Raw genomic sequence first — 17441 nt, 5'->3', positions numbered from 1 at the left:
CCTCCGCCTTGCATCTGCACGCACCAGACCCCGCTCACCGGCGCTGATCAGCGCTGTCGGTTCCCTGCGACCTGATCCAAACGACAGGCCCTAGATGGGGATCGCCTCCCTCGAGTCCGGAGCCGAATGCTTGGACCGTTTCGGGGGCGACGCCGTTCCCGGCTGCCGGGCCCGGCCCGCACCGCCGGCCGGGGCAGCTGGTCCCGCTGCCTCCGCGCCGCGGCCAGTGCCCCAACGGCCGAGCGCGCAGCGTCACCCGGGACACCCCGGCGTCCGCGCGGCACAGCACCTGCGGCAGCGGCCGGTTCACCACCAGCGCGAACAGCAGCCGGCCCGCCGGGTCCCGCCGGCCGGCACGGCGAAGACGGTCCCCGCCGTACTAGGGGGAGCACCCGCACCATCCGGGCGTCACTCACATCACCCCCTGCCAGTCTTCCCGGGGACTCCACACGGATGCGATCTTCGACCCGCCGGACGCGGCCTTACGATGGGACGCATGTCTGCTTCGCCTGGCCGCCGTGTCCTGCTCGCCGCCCCCCGTGGCTACTGCGCGGGTGTGGACCGCGCCGTGATCGCCGTCGAGAAAGCGCTGGAGCAGTACGGCGCTCCGGTCTACGTCCGGCACGAGATCGTCCACAACAAGTACGTCGTGCAGACCCTGGAGAAGAAGGGCGCGATCTTCGTCGAGCAGACGGAGGAGGTGCCCCCGGGGAACATCGTGATGTTCTCCGCGCACGGCGTGGCCCCTGTCGTCCATGAGGAGGCCGAGCGCGGCCGCCTCGCCACCATCGACGCCACCTGCCCCCTCGTCACCAAGGTCCACAAGGAAGCCGTCCGCTTCGCGAACGAGGACTACGACATCCTCCTGATCGGCCACGAGGGACACGAGGAGGTCATCGGCACCTCCGGCGAGGCCCCCGAGCACATCCAGCTCGTCGACGGGCCGGGCGATGTGCAGAAGGTCGAGGTCCGCGACCCGTCCAAGGTCGTCTGGCTCTCCCAGACCACGCTGTCCGTCGACGAGACCATGGAGACCGTCGACGCCCTGAAGGAGAAGTTCCCGCAGCTCATCTCCCCGCCCAGCGACGACATCTGCTACGCCACGCAGAACCGCCAGCTGGCCGTGAAGCAGATGGGCGCCGAGTCGGACCTGGTGATCGTGGTCGGCTCCCGGAACTCCTCCAACTCCAAGCGGCTCGTGGAGGTCGCCAAGATCGCGGGAGCGCGCGAGGCGTACCTGGTCGACTTCGCCGACGAGATCGACGAGGCCTGGCTGGAGGGTGTCTCCACGGTCGGCGTCACCTCGGGCGCCTCCGTCCCGGAGATCCTGGTCGAGCAGGTCCTGGAGTGGCTGTCCCAGCGCGGCTTCGAGGACGTCGAGATCGTCAAGGCGGCCGAGGAGTCCATCACCTTCTCCCTGCCCAAGGAACTGCGCCGCGACCTGCGCGAGGAGGCGACGGCACTGGCCGCCCAGCGCGGCGGTGCCGGAACCGGTGAGGATTCCGGGGAGTGATCGGGGAGTCGTCGGGCGGGGTTCGCCATCCGGCCGGTGACTGTCAGTCCCTCGTCGTAACGTAGGGCCATGCAGATCTTCGGCGTGGACATCGGCGGTTCCGGGATCAAGGGTGCCCCGGTGGACCTGGACAAGGGCGACCTGGCGCAGGAGCGCCACAAGGTCCTCACCCCGCAGCCGGCCACGCCCGACGGGGTGGCCGACGGCGTCAAGCAGGTCGTCGACCACTTCGGCTGGACGGGCCCGGTCGGGGTCACGTTCCCGGGCGTGGTCACCGACGGAGCGACGATCCGGACAGCGGCGAACGTCGACGACAGCTGGATCGACACCGACGCGCGCGTGCTGCTCGGCGAGCGGCTGGGCGGACTGCCGGTGACGGTGGTGAACGACGCGGACGCGGCGGGTGTCGCCGAGATGCACTTCGGCGCCGGCCGCGGCCGCCGGGGCACGGTGATCGTGCTCACGTTCGGTACGGGCATCGGCAGCGCGGTCTTCGTCGACGGCGTCCTGGTCCCCAACACCGAGCTGGGCCACCTGGAGCTCGACGGGCACGACGCGGAGAAGCGGGCCTCCAGCAAGGCCCGGGAGGACCACGACATGACGTGGGAGCACTGGGCGGTGCACCGCGTGCGCAAGTACCTCGCCCACGTCGAGATGCTGTTCTCGCCGGAGCTGTTCATCATCGGCGGCGGTGTCAGCCGCAAGTCACAGAAGTTCCTGCCGCACATCGAGGGCATCAAGGCGGAGATCGTCCCGGCGCAGTTGCAGAACAACGCAGGGATCGTGGGGGCGGCGATGCGGGCGGCAGGGCATTAGAGCCGGTCAGAGCCGGGGCGTCACACCGGCGGGCGGACGGGCCCCGGCCGCCCTCCGTCGCCGGTGCACCAGCCGGATCCGCCGGGCGATCACGATCAGCCCGGCGATGAGCGTGCCGCCGTACAGCCACCCGGCCTGCGTGGCGAGCGCCGTCACCAGGCCCATCAGCTTGCCGCCGGTCCCGCCGTCGCCGTCCGCCACCGGCACCAGCCCCACGGCGAAGGCGATCGGCACGACGACGGGCGCGATCATCAGGTCCCCGCGCCGCACCCAGACGGCGGTCAGCACGCACACCGGCAGGAACAGCACCCCGTACGCCGTCAGCGACGCCCCGAACAGCACGGCGCAGAGCCCGCCGAGCAGGAACATCACCAGCGCGCAGAACAACCCGCTGCCCAGCCCGGTCAGCCGGGGGTTGGGAAACCTCGCCGCGGCGGGTGCCGGGGCGGGGGCGGGCCGCCGTACCGCCGGGTGGCGTCGCTGCGGTCCCGGCTGCCGGACCGCTCGCACCGCACCGCCGCCCGCTCCTCGCCCCGCCTGCGGCGGCAGGGACGATCTGGGCCGGTCACGTCGCGGTCCGTACTGGGCAGGTTGCGTCCTGTATTGCTCCACTGCACCAACTTAGGTCGTTCAATATGCCGAATAGGCCTTCTGACACGCCGTGGACCGATGCTTGGCCAAGCGTTCGATACGCCGCCGGGCCCGTTCCGGGTACGCCGTAGACTGGTGGATCGGCCGGTCTCCCGGCCCCCTGCCCTCTCCACTCACGGGAAGTCGCAACGTGTCGCTCACGATCGGAATCGTCGGTCTGCCGAATGTCGGCAAGTCGACCCTGTTCAACGCCCTGACCAAGAACGACGTGCTGGCGGCCAACTACCCGTTCGCCACGATCGAGCCGAACGTCGGCGTCGTCGGCGTCCCCGACCCGCGGCTCGGCAAGCTGGCCGAGATCTTCAAGTCGGAGCGGATCCTCCCGGCCACGGTCGACTTCGTCGACATCGCGGGCATCGTGCGCGGTGCGTCCGAGGGCGAGGGCCTGGGCAACAAGTTCCTCGCGAACATCCGTGAGTCCGACGCGATCTGCCAGGTCATCCGCGCCTTCAAGGACGAGAACGTCGTGCACGTCGATGGCAAGGTCTCGCCCAAGGACGACATCGAGACGATCAACACCGAGCTGATCCTCGCCGACCTCCAGACCATCGAGAAGGTCCTGCCGCGTCTCCAGAAGGAGTCGCGGATCAAGAAGGACATCCAGCCCAAGGTCAAGGCGGTCGAGGAGGCGAAGGAGATCCTGGAGAAGGGCGACACGCTCTTCGCGCACGGCATCGTCCAGGGCAGCGAGCGTGCCGAGCTCCTGCACGACCTGCACCTGCTCACGACCAAGCCCTTCCTCTACGTCTTCAACGTCGACGAGGACGAGCTGACCGACGACGACTTCAAGAACGAGCAGCGCGCCCTGGTCGCCCCCGCCGAGGCGATCTTCCTCAACGCCAAGCTGGAGGCGGACCTCGCCGAGCTCGACGACGACGAGGCCCTCGAACTCCTCCAGTCCGTCGGCCAGGAGGAGCCCGGTCTCGCGACCCTGGCCCACGTCGGCTTCCGCACCCTCGGCCTCCAGACCTACCTGACGGCAGGCCCCAAGGAATCCCGCGCCTGGACCATCAAGAAGGGCGCCACGGCCCCCGAGGCCGCCGGCGTCATCCACACCGACTTCCAGAAGGGCTTCATCAAGGCGGAGGTCATCTCCTTCGACGACCTGGTGGAGTCCGGCTCGGTGGCGGAGGCCCGCGCGAAGGGCAAGGCCCGCATGGAGGGCAAGGACTATGTGATGCAGGACGGGGATGTCGTGGAGTTCCGCTTCAACGTGTAGCGGGTGGCACACCACACCACACGACGCGATCGCTGATCCGGCGAACGACAGCGGCGTCAGCACCCCTGAACGCGGTCAGTCCAGGGCCTGGGCGGCGTACAGCATGCCGACCGCCGTGGCGAGGGTGCCGAGGAGGAGGCGCAGGGCTCGGTCGGGCAGGCGGGGCTGGAGGCGGGCGCCGAGGTAGCCGCCGATGAGGCCGCCCGTGCCGCAGGCGAGGCCGAGCCACCAGTCGGGGGCGACCTCTCCGGAGCTCATCAGCGACAGCAGCGCGTAGGCGGTGGCGCCGACGAGCGACGTGGCGAACGTGGCGGCGAGCGCGGCCGGGGCGACGCGGGCGACGGGCAGGCCGCGTCCGACGAGGACCGGGCCGAGCAGGGAGCCGCCGCCGATGCCGTAGATGCCGCCGACCGCGCCGACCGCCAGCGCGAGGCCGGTCAGCGTGCGCGGGGCCAACTCACCCGCGGGTGACGGGCGGTGGCGTGCCGGGGCGAGGGCGCGCAGGAACAGCCACAGGCCGAGCGGCAGCAGCAGGGCGGCCGCCAGGAGCCGGAAGACGCCCGGGCCGGGGAGCGCGAAGACCCGGACGGTGGCGCCGAGGACGACGCCGGGCAGCGTGCCGAGCACCAGACGCCGGGTGAGGTCGCCGCGCAGGGCGCCGTCGTGGCGGTAGCGCCACAGTGCTCCGGGTCCGGCGACGACGTTGTACAGCAGGTTGGTCGGGGTGACCGCCGGGTTGGGCACACCGAAGACGCTCAGCTGGACCGGGAGCAGGAACACCGCGCCGGAGACTCCGACCGGGGCGGTCACGGTCGCGATCACCAGCCCGGCGGCCAGCCCTCCCCACACGGTCCAGTCCACCGTCGCCCCGCTTCCCCCGGCCCTTCGAACGTCCGGTCAGTATCAGCGGTCCGGAGGGCTACGGGGGTGGCGTGCAACGAGATGTTCATGAGCGGCCGGTGTGAGCGTCGTCGGCGGACCGTTCCCGCCCCGGGCCGGAGCAGCTCGGCTACTCCCGGCCCGTGACCCGCCGGCAGGCCTTCGCGTACGCCCGGACCAGTGGACGTCGCCCGTCCTCCCGGCGCCAGGCCAGGACATAGCGGCTGGGCGTGACACCCCGCACCGGGCGGGCGGTCACGCCGCCCAGGGTGAGCAGGGGGACGTTGCCCGCGGCCACGAGGCACACACCGAGACCGGCGGTCAGCGCCTCGTACGTCTCCTCCGTGCTCGCGATCTCGGCGCCGATCCGGGGAGGGCGGCCGTCGCGGGCGTCCAGGGCGAGCCAGAAGTCGCGCAGCGGGCCCGTGCTCTCGGGCAGCGCGAGGAACGGCTCGTCGAGCAGGTCCGTGAAGTCGACCTCGGTACGGCCGGCGAGAGGATGCGCGTCCGGGAGGGCGACCATGAGCGGTTCCTCGGCGACGACCGTCCAGTCGTAGCGCTCCTGGCCGGGCAGCGGCAGCCAGACGAAGGCCACGTCCGCGGCGCCGTCGGCGAGGCCCGCGGTCGGGTCCTCCCAGGTGACCTGCCGCAGCCGGAGGAGGGTCTCCGGGTGCGTGGCCGTGAAGCGGGAGCGGATCGCGGGCAGCAGGCCGCCGCGGACCGGGCTGGTGCTCATGCCCACGACCAGCGTGCTGCGCTGCGCCGCCCGGGCGTTGTCCATCGCGGCCGCACCCTCCTCCCACGCGTCCAGCACCCGGCGCGCGTACGGCAGCAGTGCCGTACCGGCGTCGGTCAGGGCCACACCGCGCCGGTCGCGCCGGAACAACTCGATGCCCAACTGCCGCTCCAGCGCCCGGATCTGCTTGCTCAGCGCGGGCTGCGACACGTACAGGCGCTCGGCGGCGCGGGTGAAGTGCAGTTCCTCGGCCACCGCCACGAAGTAGCGCAGGTCGCGCACATGAACGTCCAGGGTCATAGCCATTGGTTATCACCAAAGGTCTTGGACCGGTGAGAGGGACGGGCGAGAGGGTGGTCGGCGTGACGACACGAGGACGTGACGACGTGAGACGGGGAGCTGTCATGAACAAGGTGTGGCTGATCACGGGTGCGAGCAGCGGTTTCGGGCGGGCGATCACCGAGGCGGCCCTCGCCGCGGGCGACGTGGTGATCGGCGCGGCCCGGCGCCCCGAGGCGCTGGACGACCTGGTCGCCGCCCACCCCGACCGGGTGGAGGCACTGCGCCTGGACGTCGCCGACACGGGCGCCGCCGAGGTCGCCGTACGGGACGTGGTGACGCGGCACGGGCGGATCGACGTCCTGGTCAACAACGCGGGCCGGACCCATGTCGGTGCCTTCGAGGAGACCACCGAGGAGGAGCTGCGGGCGCTGTTCGAGGTGCACGTCTTCGGTCCGGCCGCCCTCACCCGGGCCGTGCTGCCGTACATGCGCGAGCGGCGGTCGGGCGCGATCGTGCAGATGAGCAGCATGGGCGGACAGATGTCCTTCGCGGGCTTCTCGGCGTACAGCGCGACGAAGTTCGCCCTGGAGGGCATGTCCGAGGGACTCGCGGACGAGGCCGCGGAGTTCGGTGTCAAGGTGCTGATCGTCGAGCCGGGCGCCTTCCGCACCGGGCTGTTCGAGACCGGACGGGCCGGTACCAGTGCGGACAGCGGCGTGTACGGCAAGGTGAGCCGGACCCGGGGAGCGGTCGCCGGCGGTGACGGCACCCAGCCCGGCGACCCGGCCAAGGCCGCCGCCCTCATCCTGGCCGCGCTCGACGCCGACACCACGCCGCTGCGTCTGCCCCTCGGCGACGACGGCGTCAGCGCGGTCCTCGGCCATCTCGACCAGGTACGCGACGAGGTCCTGGCATGGGAGAAGCGCTCCCGGGCCACGGGGTTCGACGACTGACCGTGCCGCGCCGCGCAAGTCCCGCCGATGAGTTTCCGGTGGTGGTGCGGTCTACCCGTCGACGAAGGGAGCACACCATGCGCAAGATCATCGTTTGCACGTTCCTGACGCTGGACGGCGTCATGCAGGCGCCGGGCGGTCCGGACGAGGACCCTGAGAGCGGCTTCGAGCACGGTGGCTGGCAGAAGCCGGTGGCCGACGACGAGGTCGGCTCGGCCATCGCCGGTTGGTACGAGCACGCCGACGCGATGCTGCTCGGCCGCAAGACGTACGAGATCTTCGCGTCGTACTGGCCGACCGCCGATCCCGACAACCCGTTCACCGGTCGAATGAACAGCATGCACAAGTACGTGGCGTCCCGGACCCTGACGTCCGTCGAGTGGCAGAACTCCACGCTGCTGGAGGGCGACACAGTCGATGCCGTACGCGAGCTGAAGGAGTCCGACGGCGGCGACATCAACGTCGTCGGCAGTGGCGACCTCGCCCAGACCCTCATGCGGCACGGCCTCGTCGACGAGTACCGGCTGACCATCCACCCGGTGATCATCGGCACGGGCAAGCGGCTGTTCGCCGACGGAGCGATCCCCACCGCGCTGGAGCCGGTCAGCGTCTCGACGACGAAGGGCGGCACCGTCCTGGGCGTCTACCGACCGAAGGGTGAGCTCAGCTACGACAGTTACTAGGCGGTCTCGTACCGTACCCGACCACCAGGCCGGAGGAGTTCGGCGCCCTGGCGCAGGGCGCTGATGTCCCCGGCCTCGGCCGTGCAGGGCCCTTGTGCAATTCCTGTGGAGGCCTCAATCTTTCGGCTGACGCACAGAGTCACCCAGGTTTGACATGACCATGACTCCAGGGTGGCTCCGACGGGCGTGCACCACACCCCACAGCGCACCACCGATTGAGGAGGACCCCTCAGATGGCAGTGATGCGTACTCCCCACAGATCCACCCGGCGAAGACTGGCCGCGCTCGGCGCGACGGCCACCGCGGCGCTCGTCGCGAGCCTCGTCTCCGCCCTCCCCGCCGGCGCGGCACCGTCCGCCTCCGAAGGGCGCGTCCAGTACGAGGGCGCGGCGAACGCCGTCGCCGACAGCTACATCGTCACCCTGAAGACGCAGAAGGCCGGTTCCGCCGCGGGCCGGGCCCTGGCGCACAAGTACGGCGCCGACATCGAGCGCACGTACACCAAGGCCCTGAACGGCTACGAGGTCGAGGCCTCCGAGACCGAGGTGAAGCGCCTCGCCGCCGACCCGGCCGTCGCCTCCGTCGTCCAGAACAGGACGTTCCGCATCACCGGGACCCAGCCCAGCCCGCCGTCCTGGGGCCTGGACCGCATCGACCAGAAGAACCTCCCGCTGAACAGCTCGTACACCTACCCGGACAAGGCGGGCGAGGGCGTCACGGCGTACGTCATCGACACCGGCGTCCGCATCACGCACAGCGACTTCGGCGGCCGCGCCTCCTACGGCTACGACGCCGTCGACAACGACAACACCGCCCAGGACGGCCACGGCCACGGCACGCATGTCGCCGGCACGGTCGCCGGCAGTGCCTACGGCGTCGCCAAGAAGGCCAAGGTCGTCGGCGTCCGGGTGCTGAACAACTCCGGCCAGGGCACCACCGCCCAGGTCGTCGCCGGCATCGACTGGGTCGCCCGGAACGCGGTCAAGCCGGCCGTGGCGAACATGTCCCTCGGCGGACCCGGCGACACGGCCATCGACACGGCCGTGCGCAACGCCATCACCTCCGGCGTCACCTTCGTGGTCGCGGCCGGTAACGAGTCCACCAACGCCTCCACGCGCTCCCCGGCCCGTGTCACCGAGGCCGTCACGGTCGGCGCCACGACGTCGAGCGACGCGAAGGCGAGCTACTCCAACTACGGTTCGGTCCTCGACCTGTTCGCGCCCGGCTCGTCCATCACCTCGGCCTGGAGCACGGGCGACTCGGCGACCAACACCATCTCCGGTACGTCGATGGCGAGCCCGCACGTCGCCGGAGCCGCCGCCCTCCACCTGGCCGACAACCCCGCGGCCACCCCCGCACAGGTCTCCGCCGCGCTGACGTCCGCCGCCACCACCGGCGTCGTCACCAGCCCCGGCACCGGCTCACCCAACCGGCTCCTCAACGTCGGCGGCGGTACGACCACCCCGCCCGGCCCGCGCTTCGAGAACACCGCCGACCAGGCCATCGCCGACAACGCCACCGCCGAGTCCCCGGTGACCGTCACCGGCGTCTCCGGCAACGCGCCCTCGGCCCTGGCCGTCGAGGTCCACATCGTCCACACCTACATCGGCGACCTCCAGGTCCAGCTGATCGCCCCCGACGGCACGGCGTACACGCTGAAGGGCTACGGCACCGGCGGCAGCGCGGACAACATCGACACCACGTACACCGTGAACGCCTCCTCGGAGGCCGCGAACGGCACGTGGAAGCTGCGCGTGAGCGACAACGCCCGCTTCGACACCGGGCGGATCGACGCCTGGGCGCTCCAGTTCTGACCTCGTTCTGACCGGTCGTCAGTCTCCTGACATCTCCAGCACGTAGGCGTCCTCGTCCTCCGGGAAGGGCTTCGGGTCGGCGACCCAGCCCGCCGCGAGGACGAGGCTCGTCTCGCGGTGGACGGCCAGGAAGCCGAAGGGGCGGTCGAAGACTGCGTCGGCCCGCGTCGTCTCGTACCGCGGCTCGGGCCGTTCCTCCCACCCCAGCCACATCGCCTCCATCAGGGTCACGGCAGCGGCCCGGAACCCCTCCGCGCTGAAAGTCGCGGTGGCCGACTGCCGGCCGGACGCCAGGACGAGCGGTGCGGCGCTGATGCCCCGGAAGTGGCCAGGGGCGCCGTCGGCCGCCGTGGCCAGACCGAACGACTCCGCGTCGTCCAGCAGGTCGTGACCGGCGGTCAGGCTGAATTCGACGGTCCTGAGCGTCAGGGCCGGTGGCTCGGGACGCAGGGTGTGGACCTTCGACAGCCGCAGCCCGGGGCCGGCCTGACCGTGGGGCAGGCGGCTCCCCGGAACGGCCGGCAGCGCGCCCGAGACGACGCCGACACCCGCCTCGACGACCTGCGCGGGCGTCAACGACTCGTCCCCCAGCAGCAGAAGGACGTCGATTCCGTTCGTGCCGCGCACCGTGGCCACCGTCACCGCGCCGCCCGGCGGGCCCGCGACCGCCACGGCGTCCAGGCCGGCGAGGGTGCGGGTGAGCCCGGCCCGGTCATGGCCGCGCCATGGCATCAGGTCACCTTTGAACGGCGCTTCCCAGTCCGTCCGCAGCACCAGCGCCGTGGCCGGCACCAGGGACGTGTCCGGCCGCAGCGCCGCCGGCATGTGCTCGATCGCCCCGCCCGTCCGCCGCGCGGCCCACGCGTCCAGGGCCCGCCGGTCGGCCGCCGGATCCCCCGTCAGCACACCGTGCGCCTCCCGGGGCAGCCCCGCCGCCCACTCCTCGCGCAGTTCCACGGTCCGCTCGGTCCACAACCCCAGCGCGGATTCCAGACCGTCCACCTTCGCCAGCACCCCGAGCAACTCCCGCCCGGCCGCGCCCGCCCGGTCCGCCGGCAGGCCGAGTGCGTCCGTCAGCTCCTCGCGTGCCCGGCCGGTCGCCCCGTCCGCGAAGAGGGCCAGCAGCGGCCAGACCCCGGCCGCCGAGAACACCGTGCCCTCGCGGATTCCGGACGCCCAGCGTGCCGTCAGGCGGTTCACCGCCCGTATCGACGTGTCGATCGTCCGCATTCCGCCCCCGTCACCGTGCCGCTTACGATGCGGCCAGCCGTACGTCGGTTTCCGCACGGCCGCTCTCTCCCACCGCCTCAGCCAGGAGCACCGTACCCGTGTCGATACCCCCGCCCCCTGGGAGCCAGCAGCCCCAGGGTCCGTACGGCCCGCCGCCTTGGCACCAAGGAGCCCAGGGCTACGGCCCCACCGGCCGCCCGTACGGCGCCCCGGTCTCCGTCAACGCGCTCGCCGTCGCCGCGCTCGCGCTCGGTGTGCTCTGCTTCCTGCCCGCCGCGGGACTCGTGCTGGGGCTGATCGCGCTGTGGCAGATCAGGCGGAACGGCCAGAGCGGCCGGGGACTGGCGATCGCCGGGGCCGTGCTGTCGTCCGTCGGGATCGCGCTGTGGGCGGTGGCGCTGTCCACGGGTGTGCTGTCCGAGGCCTGGGAGGGCTTCAAGGACGGCGCACAGGGCAACGAGAGCCTCTCGCTGGAAAAGGGTGACTGCTTCGACGCGCCCGGAGGGCTGGAAGGCGACACCTACGACGTCGACCGGGTGTCCTGCGCGGGCAGGCACGACGGCGAGGTGTTCGCGGTCGTGACCCTGCCGGGCGGCGCCTTCCCGGGCGACGCCGAGATCACCGACATCGCCGACGAGAGGTGCTACGCGCTCCAGGACCAGTACGCCATGGACTCCTGGGCGATGCCGGCCGACGTCGACGTGTACTACCTCATGCCGTCCCGGGACAGCTGGCGTTACGGCGACCGCGCGATCAGCTGCGTCTTCGGTCACGGCGACGCGAAGGGGAAACTCACCGGCTCCCTGCGCGGCGACCCCACCACGCTCGGCACCGACCAGGTCGTCTTCCTGTCGGCGGCCAACGCCGTCGACGCGGCGCTGTACGAGGAGCCCGAGGACACCGCCGAGGACGACCTCGCCGGGCACCGGGCCTGGGCCACCCAGGTGCACGACGTGCTCGGCGAGCAGATCGAGGCACTGCGCGGGCACTCCTGGCCGTCCGGCGCCCAGAAGCCCGTCGCCGACCTGGTGAAGGACATGGAGGACGCCCGCGAGCAGTGGGCGAAGGCGAGCACGGCCGGTGACCCGGACACGTACTACACGCACTACGACAAGGCTTACGCATACGTCGACGGCCCGGCGACCGTCACCGCGCGCAAGGCCCTCGGACTCGCGACGGCCCCGCCGACCCCGGGCGAGACCGAGGGCGGGAACTCCGAAGCCGAGGTGTGACGGCGGCTATAGCGGGGAGAAAGTGCCTGCGTAAAGGCCTCGGGGCCCCTATGTCATCACATCGAGTGATTCTCTGGCCTTTGCTTGCACCGCACAACCTACGGTTGCCACGCTGTTGCTGTCTGTACAACCTGATGGGAGCGGCCAGTGACATTCGGTGAGCAGCCGGCGTATCTGCGCGTCGCGGGTGATCTCCGCAAGAAGATCGTCGACGGTCAGCTGCCACCGCACACTCGCCTCCCCTCGCAGGCCAGAATCCGCCAGGAGTACGGCGTCTCGGACACCGTCGCCCTGGAGGCCCGCAAGGTGCTCATGGCGGAAGGCCTGGTCGAGGGCCGCTCCGGCTCGGGGACGTATGTGCGTGAGCGGCCCGTGCCCCGGCGCATCGCCCGCTCCGGATACCGCCCGACCGGCGGGGCCACGCCGTTCCGCCAGGAACAGGCCGACGGTGAGGGTCGCGGCACCTGGGAGTCCAGCAGCGAGCAGGCCGAGGCCAGCGTCGCGGTCGCCGAGCGGCTGGGCATCGAGCCGGGCGAGCGCGTGATGTGCACGAAGTACCTCTTCCGCGAGGGCGGCGAGGCGATGATGCTTTCCACCTCCTGGGAGCCCCTCGCCCTCACGGGCCGTACACCGGTGATGCTGCCGGAGGAGGGGCCGCTCGGCGGCATGGGGGTCGTCGAGCGCATGCGCGCGATCGACGTGATCGTGGACAACGTCACCGAGGAGGTGGGCGCCCGCCCCGGCCTCGCCGAGGAGCTGCTCGTCCTCGGAGGCGTCCCCGGCCATGTGGTCCTGGTCGTCCAGCGCACGTTCTACGCCTCCGGCCGCCCGGTCGAGACGGCCGACGTGGTCATCCCGGCCGATCGGTACCGGGTCGCCTACCACCTTCCGGTCAAGTAGAGAACGCTCACTTCAGTCCCGCGGCGCGCCCCCCGCGCGCCCCGCTCACACGATCACCGCTCCGACCGTCCCCGGCAGGAGCGGCCGGTGTCCCCGAGCCGGCCGTCGTTCTCCCAGGTCGGCGGCGGCGTATGCGGTATGCCTCCGGCCGGGTGCGGCGAGGTACGTGGACGGCGCGTTCGATGTCGTGCGCCCCCTGTGTTCTGGCCGGTTGCGTACCTCTTTGTGAAAAGCCGTATTCGCTGCGTGAAGGTTAGGCGTAGGCTCGGGCATATGCGCATTGCGGTTTCCTTATCGGGTGGGGCACGGCACAGGCCGCGAGTGGGAAGTGGAGGGGCGCGATGAACGACAGCACGATCACTCTTCCCTGGCTCGTGATACGCGAGGACGACAGCGGCAACCGCTACCGCGTCGGCCGGTACGCGACCCGGGCCGAGGCCCAGAAGATCGCGGACAGCCTGGACGGCCGCGGCCACAAGCAGCTGTACTGGGTCGAGCGGCTCGGCCAGAACGGGTCGGGGGCGGCGCACGACTGACCTGGGCCCTGCCGTCCGGATCGGATCACAGTCGGAGCAGTCGTCGTAGGCTCCCCGCATGAGTGAGCGGATCGTCGTCGTGGGTGCCGCGCTGGTCGACGACGGGCGGCTGCTGGCCGCCCGGCGCAGCGCGCCCGTCGAGTTGGCCGGGCGCTGGGAGCTGCCCGGCGGCAAGGTCGAGCCGGGGGAGACGGCCGACGCGGCGCTCGTACGGGAGCTGCGCGAGGAACTCGGCGTCGACGCCGAGGCCGGCGGGCGCGTCCCGGGGGAGTGGCCGCTGAAGTCGCCGTACGTGCTGCAGGTGTGGACCGCGCGGCTGCGGCCCGGCTCCGCCGCTCCCAGGCCCCTCCAGGACCACGACGCGCTGCGCTGGCTCGGCCCCGACGAGGTCTGGGACGTGGACTGGCTCGACCAGGACGTGCCCGCGCTGCGGCAGGCACTCGCGCACCTGGGGCCTCTCGACGACGGCCTCCGTACCGGAGAAGTACCCGGCGCCTGAGGCCGGCCGAGGGCGTGCGATGTCCGAAGAGGGCTGTACGCGCGCTCTGTACGCCTTTCGTGCCACAGTGTGCTGCCCCGAGCGGTACTCCGCCCCGGATATCGGGTATGTGCCCATTAACCCCATGAAACAGGACATGGGTGGGCCCGCTGCCGGGGAAGTGATCGGCGTGATCGACACCGAAGGTGACCGCGCCGAGTGGACGTTTCCCGCCGAGCCGGGCGCCGTGCGCACCGCACGCCAGGCCGTCCGCGCCCGGCTCCTCGGCTGGGGCCTCGACAGCCTCGCCGACCTCACGGCGCTGTTGGTCAGCGAGTTGGTCACCAACGCCCTGCGGCACGCCACGGGCCCCATCGGCGTCCGCCTGCTCCGCCCCTCCGAACTGAACGGCGTCCTGCTGGTGGAGGTCTCCGACCCGCTCCCCGACCCGCCCCGCGAGCGCGCCGCCAGACCCGAGGACGAGAGCGGCCGCGGGCTCCAACTCGTGGCCTCCTCCTGCCGCCGCTGGGGCACCCGGCCGGGCAGCGTGGGAAAGACCGTGTGGTTCGAACTCGCCGTTCCGGAGTGAAAAATCGGTGTACGTCCGCCCGGCCGCTGTCGAGCGAATGGTTCAGGCCAGTGGCGGTTGCCGACGGACGGGGTTCGACGACGTGTCCCCTGGTTAGAAGACTGGAAGTGTTGTCACGGTCCGGACCGAAAACCATCGGGACCGTGCTGTGATCGTGAACACCGTGTTGTGCGGCACCGTAGTGCTGGATACTGCGGGCAGCCGCCCCCGGTGACCGGTGCCGGACGCGGTGAGCTGGAGGGGACGGTTCGCGTGAGCGAGATACCAGCGAAGGCCACGGAGTCCGAGGACCCGTCGGAGGGCGCGAGGGCGATGGCCGCGGACGGCCTGGCTTCCGCGGTGGGAGGTGCGCTCGCGGCCGACGGGGTGCAGCCCGGGGACGCCATGTGGCAGAGCAGTCCCCCCGGATCCATCTACGACTACATCAAGGTCGCGTCCTTCTCCATCGGCCCCGACGGCCTCGTCGACCAGTGGAGCCTGCGCGCCGAGCACCTCTTCGGCATCCCCGCCGAACGCGCCGTCGGCATGGACCCCATAGAGGCGTTCATCGACCCGAGCCTGCGCGAGCGGGGCATGCGCAAGATGGCCGAGATCCTCGACGGCCGCGAGTGGACCGGCGTGGTGCCGTTCCGGATGCCCAAGGACGCCGAGGGGGAGTGCGGGCGCGAGGGGCTCGCCGAGGTGTACGTCATGCCGACGCGCACCGAGGACGGCGAGAAGGCCGCCGTCTGCATCGTCGTCGACGTCCGCACCCTGCGCAGCATCGAGACCGACCTCGCCGCCTCGCAGGCCATTTTCGGCCAATCCCCGTTCGGTTTCCTGCTGATCGACTCCGACCTGCGGGTCCGCCGCGCCAACCACCGGTTCGCGTCCGTCTTCGGCGGCGAGCCCGACGACCACCGCGGCAAGGGCGTCCACGACTACCTCCAGCGCGGCGAGGCCGAGCGGGTCGCCGCCACGCTGCGCCGCGTCCTGGAGACCGGCAACTCCATCACGGACATGCACGTCACGGGCTTCGTGCCGGGCTCCGACGAGCGCCGCCACTGGTCCGTCAACCTCTATCGCGTGCACAGCGGTTCGGGCCGGCCCATCGGCATCGCCTGGCTCGGCACGGACATCACCTCGCGCCGCGCCGCCGCCCGCGAAGCTGCCGCCGCCCGCCGCAACCTCGCCCTGCTGAACGAGGCAGGCGCCCGCATCGGCAACTCCCTCGACCTGGAGACCACGGCCCGTCAGCTCCTCGACGTCGTCGTGCCCGGCTTCTGCGACCTGGCCACCGTCGACCTCTACCAGGGCCTGCTGGTCGGCGACGAGACCCCGCCCGGGCTCGCCGACGGCAGCGCCGAACTGCGCCGGGTGGCGTTCGCCAGCGCCGTCTCGGACGCGCCCTTCACCGGCACCGGGGTGCCCGTCGCGGTCGGCGCCGTGCACCACTACCCGTTCAACTCGCCCTGCGCGGACGCCCTGCGCACGGCCCGCCCGCAGACCGTCCCCGGCGAGGACGGCGGACTCGTGCAGTCCACGCTCGCCGTGCCGATGGTCGCCCACGACACCGTCGTCGGGCTCGTGCAGTTCGCCCGTACGAAGGGCAGCGAGCCGTTCGGCGACCGCGACCGGGACCTGGCCGTCGAACTCGCCGCACGCGCCGCCGTCTGCATCGACAACGCCCGCCTCTACCGGCGCGAGCACCAACGCGCGTTGATACTGCAACGGTCCCTGCTCCCGCCCGGCGACCCGGAGGCCTCCGGCCTCGACATCGCCTGCCGCTATCTGCCCGGCAACGCCAACACCGGCCGGCCCAGCGAGGTCGGCGGTGACTGGTTCGACGTCATCGAACTCCCCGGGCACCGCACCGCGCTGGTCGTCGGCGACGTCATGGGCCGCGGCCTGCGCGCCGCCGTCGCCATGGGCGAACTCCGCACGGCCGTACGCACCCTGGCGCAGCTCGACCTGGAACCGGCCGAGGTGCTCTCCCAGTTGGACGAGATCGCCCGCGGTCTCGGCGCCCCGGGCGGAGTGCAGCAGGCGACCCGGGCGGCCCGCCGCCCCAGGGAGGCGGACCTGTCGGAGGTGTACCTGGCCACCTGCGTCTACGCCGTCTACGACTCCGTCACCCGGCGCTGCACCTTCGCCAACGCGGGCCATCTGCCGCCCGTCCTGGTCGAGCCGGGCGAGCCGGCCCTGATGCTCGACGTGCCGCCGGGCCTGCCGCTGGGCGTCGGCGGCGAGCCCTTCGAGGAGGTCGAGGTCGAACTCCCCGAGGGCGCGCTGCTCGCGCTCTACACGGATGGACTGGTCGAAAGCCGTGATCACCCCCTCGACGAGGGGCTCCAGGCCTTCGTCAGCACCCTCTCCGACCCCACCCAGCCCCTGGAGGACGTGTGCGACCACGTCCTCAACACCCTCGACACCCATCACGGCGAGGACGACATCGCGCTGCTGATGGCACGTGTACAGGGCCTGCCCACCGAGTCCGTCGGCGACTGGACCCTGCCACGTGAACCGCGCAGCGTGGGCCGGGCCCGCGAGTACGCGCGCGCCCAGTTGCTCAGCTGGGACATGGAACCCCTGGTCGACACCACGGAACTCCTGGTCAGCGAACTCGTCACCAACGCCCTGCGCTACGGCGAGGGCGAGATCCGGCTGCGTCTGCTGCTGGACCGCACGCTGGTCTGCGAGGTCTGGGACTCCGGCCTGGTCCAGCCCCGCCGCCGCCGCGCCCGTGACACGGACGAGGGCGGACGGGGCCTCCAGCTGGTCGGCCTCCTCAGCGCCGCGTGGGGCTCCCGCCGCACGCCCCGGGGCAAGACGGTGTGGTTCGAACTGCCCCTGCCGGGTGGCGAAACGAGCCTGACGGACCCGGCGGAGGCACTGCTGAGCCTGTTCTGATCGCAACCGAACACCGGTACGGATCGTCCTCCCCACCAACA

The 17441-nt window shown here is 71.6% G+C and carries 16 protein-coding genes; 12 read left to right on the top strand and 4 right to left on the bottom strand.

Annotated features, from left to right (window positions below):
• Nucleotides 1-487 precede the first annotated feature (487 nt).
• Entirely contained in the window at nt 488-1513 is a 1026-nt protein-coding gene (locus ABZ192_RS34875) for a 4-hydroxy-3-methylbut-2-enyl diphosphate reductase (protein ID WP_356928489.1), read from the top strand.
• Between the two features lie 69 nt (nt 1514-1582).
• Nucleotides 1583-2329: a polyphosphate--glucose phosphotransferase gene (ppgK, locus tag ABZ192_RS34870; protein ID WP_356928488.1), complete on the top strand. Its 747-nt coding sequence runs from the start codon at nt 1583-1585 to the stop codon at nt 2327-2329.
• 6 nt (nt 2330-2335) lie between these two features.
• Here ppgK and ABZ192_RS34865 read toward each other — a convergent pair whose 3' ends face one another.
• A complete protein-coding gene (locus ABZ192_RS34865) occupies nt 2336-2941 on the bottom strand; it encodes a DUF6542 domain-containing protein (RefSeq protein ID WP_356928487.1) in 606 nt (201 codons plus the stop codon).
• A gap of 169 nt (nt 2942-3110) precedes the next feature.
• Here ABZ192_RS34865 and ychF point away from each other — a divergent pair, with 169 nt between their 5' ends.
• Nucleotides 3111-4199: a redox-regulated ATPase YchF gene (gene ychF / locus ABZ192_RS34860; protein ID WP_306964068.1), complete on the top strand. Its 1089-nt coding sequence runs from the start codon at nt 3111-3113 to the stop codon at nt 4197-4199.
• 75 nt (nt 4200-4274) lie between these two features.
• On the opposite strand, the gene ABZ192_RS34855 is transcribed toward ychF, so the two are convergent.
• Both ABZ192_RS34855 and ABZ192_RS34850 read right to left on the bottom strand, forming a co-directional pair.
• Nucleotides 4275-5060: a sulfite exporter TauE/SafE family protein gene (locus ABZ192_RS34855; RefSeq protein WP_356928486.1), complete on the bottom strand. Its 786-nt coding sequence runs from the start codon at nt 5058-5060 to the stop codon at nt 4275-4277.
• A gap of 148 nt (nt 5061-5208) precedes the next feature.
• Entirely contained in the window at nt 5209-6114 is a 906-nt protein-coding gene (locus tag ABZ192_RS34850; RefSeq protein WP_356928485.1) for a LysR family transcriptional regulator, read from the bottom strand.
• A gap of 104 nt (nt 6115-6218) precedes the next feature.
• Here ABZ192_RS34850 and ABZ192_RS34845 point away from each other — a divergent pair, with 104 nt between their 5' ends.
• The 3 genes from ABZ192_RS34845 (at nt 6219) to ABZ192_RS34835 (ending at nt 9546) form a co-directional block, all read left to right on the top strand.
• Nucleotides 6219-7049, top strand: coding sequence for an SDR family NAD(P)-dependent oxidoreductase (locus ABZ192_RS34845; protein WP_356928484.1), 831 nt, complete (start codon nt 6219-6221; stop codon nt 7047-7049).
• A gap of 77 nt (nt 7050-7126) precedes the next feature.
• The gene (locus tag ABZ192_RS34840) at nt 7127-7732 is read left to right on the top strand and encodes a dihydrofolate reductase family protein (protein WP_356928483.1); all 606 of its coding nucleotides are present in this window, start codon (nt 7127-7129) and stop codon (nt 7730-7732) included.
• A gap of 233 nt (nt 7733-7965) precedes the next feature.
• Nucleotides 7966-9546, top strand: a complete 1581-nt coding sequence (locus ABZ192_RS34835; RefSeq protein WP_356928482.1) for a S8 family peptidase — start codon at nt 7966-7968, stop codon at nt 9544-9546.
• A gap of 18 nt (nt 9547-9564) precedes the next feature.
• Here ABZ192_RS34835 and ABZ192_RS34830 read toward each other — a convergent pair whose 3' ends face one another.
• Entirely contained in the window at nt 9565-10776 is a 1212-nt protein-coding gene (locus tag ABZ192_RS34830) for a serpin family protein (RefSeq protein WP_356928481.1), read from the bottom strand.
• A 98-nt stretch (nt 10777-10874) separates the two neighbouring features.
• Between ABZ192_RS34830 and ABZ192_RS34825 the strand changes: the two genes are divergently transcribed.
• The 6 genes from ABZ192_RS34825 to ABZ192_RS34800 all read left to right on the top strand — a co-directional run bounded on the left by ABZ192_RS34825 (nt 10875) and on the right by ABZ192_RS34800 (nt 17400).
• Entirely contained in the window at nt 10875-12008 is a 1134-nt protein-coding gene (locus tag ABZ192_RS34825; protein ID WP_356928480.1) for a DUF4190 domain-containing protein, read from the top strand.
• Between the two features lie 147 nt (nt 12009-12155).
• Nucleotides 12156-12908: a GntR family transcriptional regulator gene (locus tag ABZ192_RS34820; RefSeq protein WP_356928479.1), complete on the top strand. Its 753-nt coding sequence runs from the start codon at nt 12156-12158 to the stop codon at nt 12906-12908.
• Between the two features lie 341 nt (nt 12909-13249).
• Nucleotides 13250-13444: an SPOR domain-containing protein gene (locus ABZ192_RS34815; protein WP_356928478.1), complete on the top strand. Its 195-nt coding sequence runs from the start codon at nt 13250-13252 to the stop codon at nt 13442-13444.
• 58 nt (nt 13445-13502) lie between these two features.
• Nucleotides 13503-13943, top strand: a complete 441-nt coding sequence (locus ABZ192_RS34810; protein WP_356928477.1) for a (deoxy)nucleoside triphosphate pyrophosphohydrolase — start codon at nt 13503-13505, stop codon at nt 13941-13943.
• A 124-nt stretch (nt 13944-14067) separates the two neighbouring features.
• Nucleotides 14068-14511, top strand: a complete 444-nt coding sequence (locus ABZ192_RS34805) for an ATP-binding protein (RefSeq protein ID WP_356928476.1) — start codon at nt 14068-14070, stop codon at nt 14509-14511.
• A 252-nt stretch (nt 14512-14763) separates the two neighbouring features.
• Nucleotides 14764-17400: a SpoIIE family protein phosphatase gene (locus ABZ192_RS34800; RefSeq protein WP_356928475.1), complete on the top strand. Its 2637-nt coding sequence runs from the start codon at nt 14764-14766 to the stop codon at nt 17398-17400.
• Nucleotides 17401-17441: the final 41 nt, after the last annotated feature.

Origin of the sequence: Streptomyces sp. NPDC006235 (assembly GCF_040613735.1) — a bacterium.
Lineage (GTDB): Bacteria > Actinomycetota > Actinomycetes > Streptomycetales > Streptomycetaceae > Streptomyces.
Note: the sequence above shows the minus strand (reverse complement) of the source record. Positions and strands in the feature narration are given on the sequence as shown.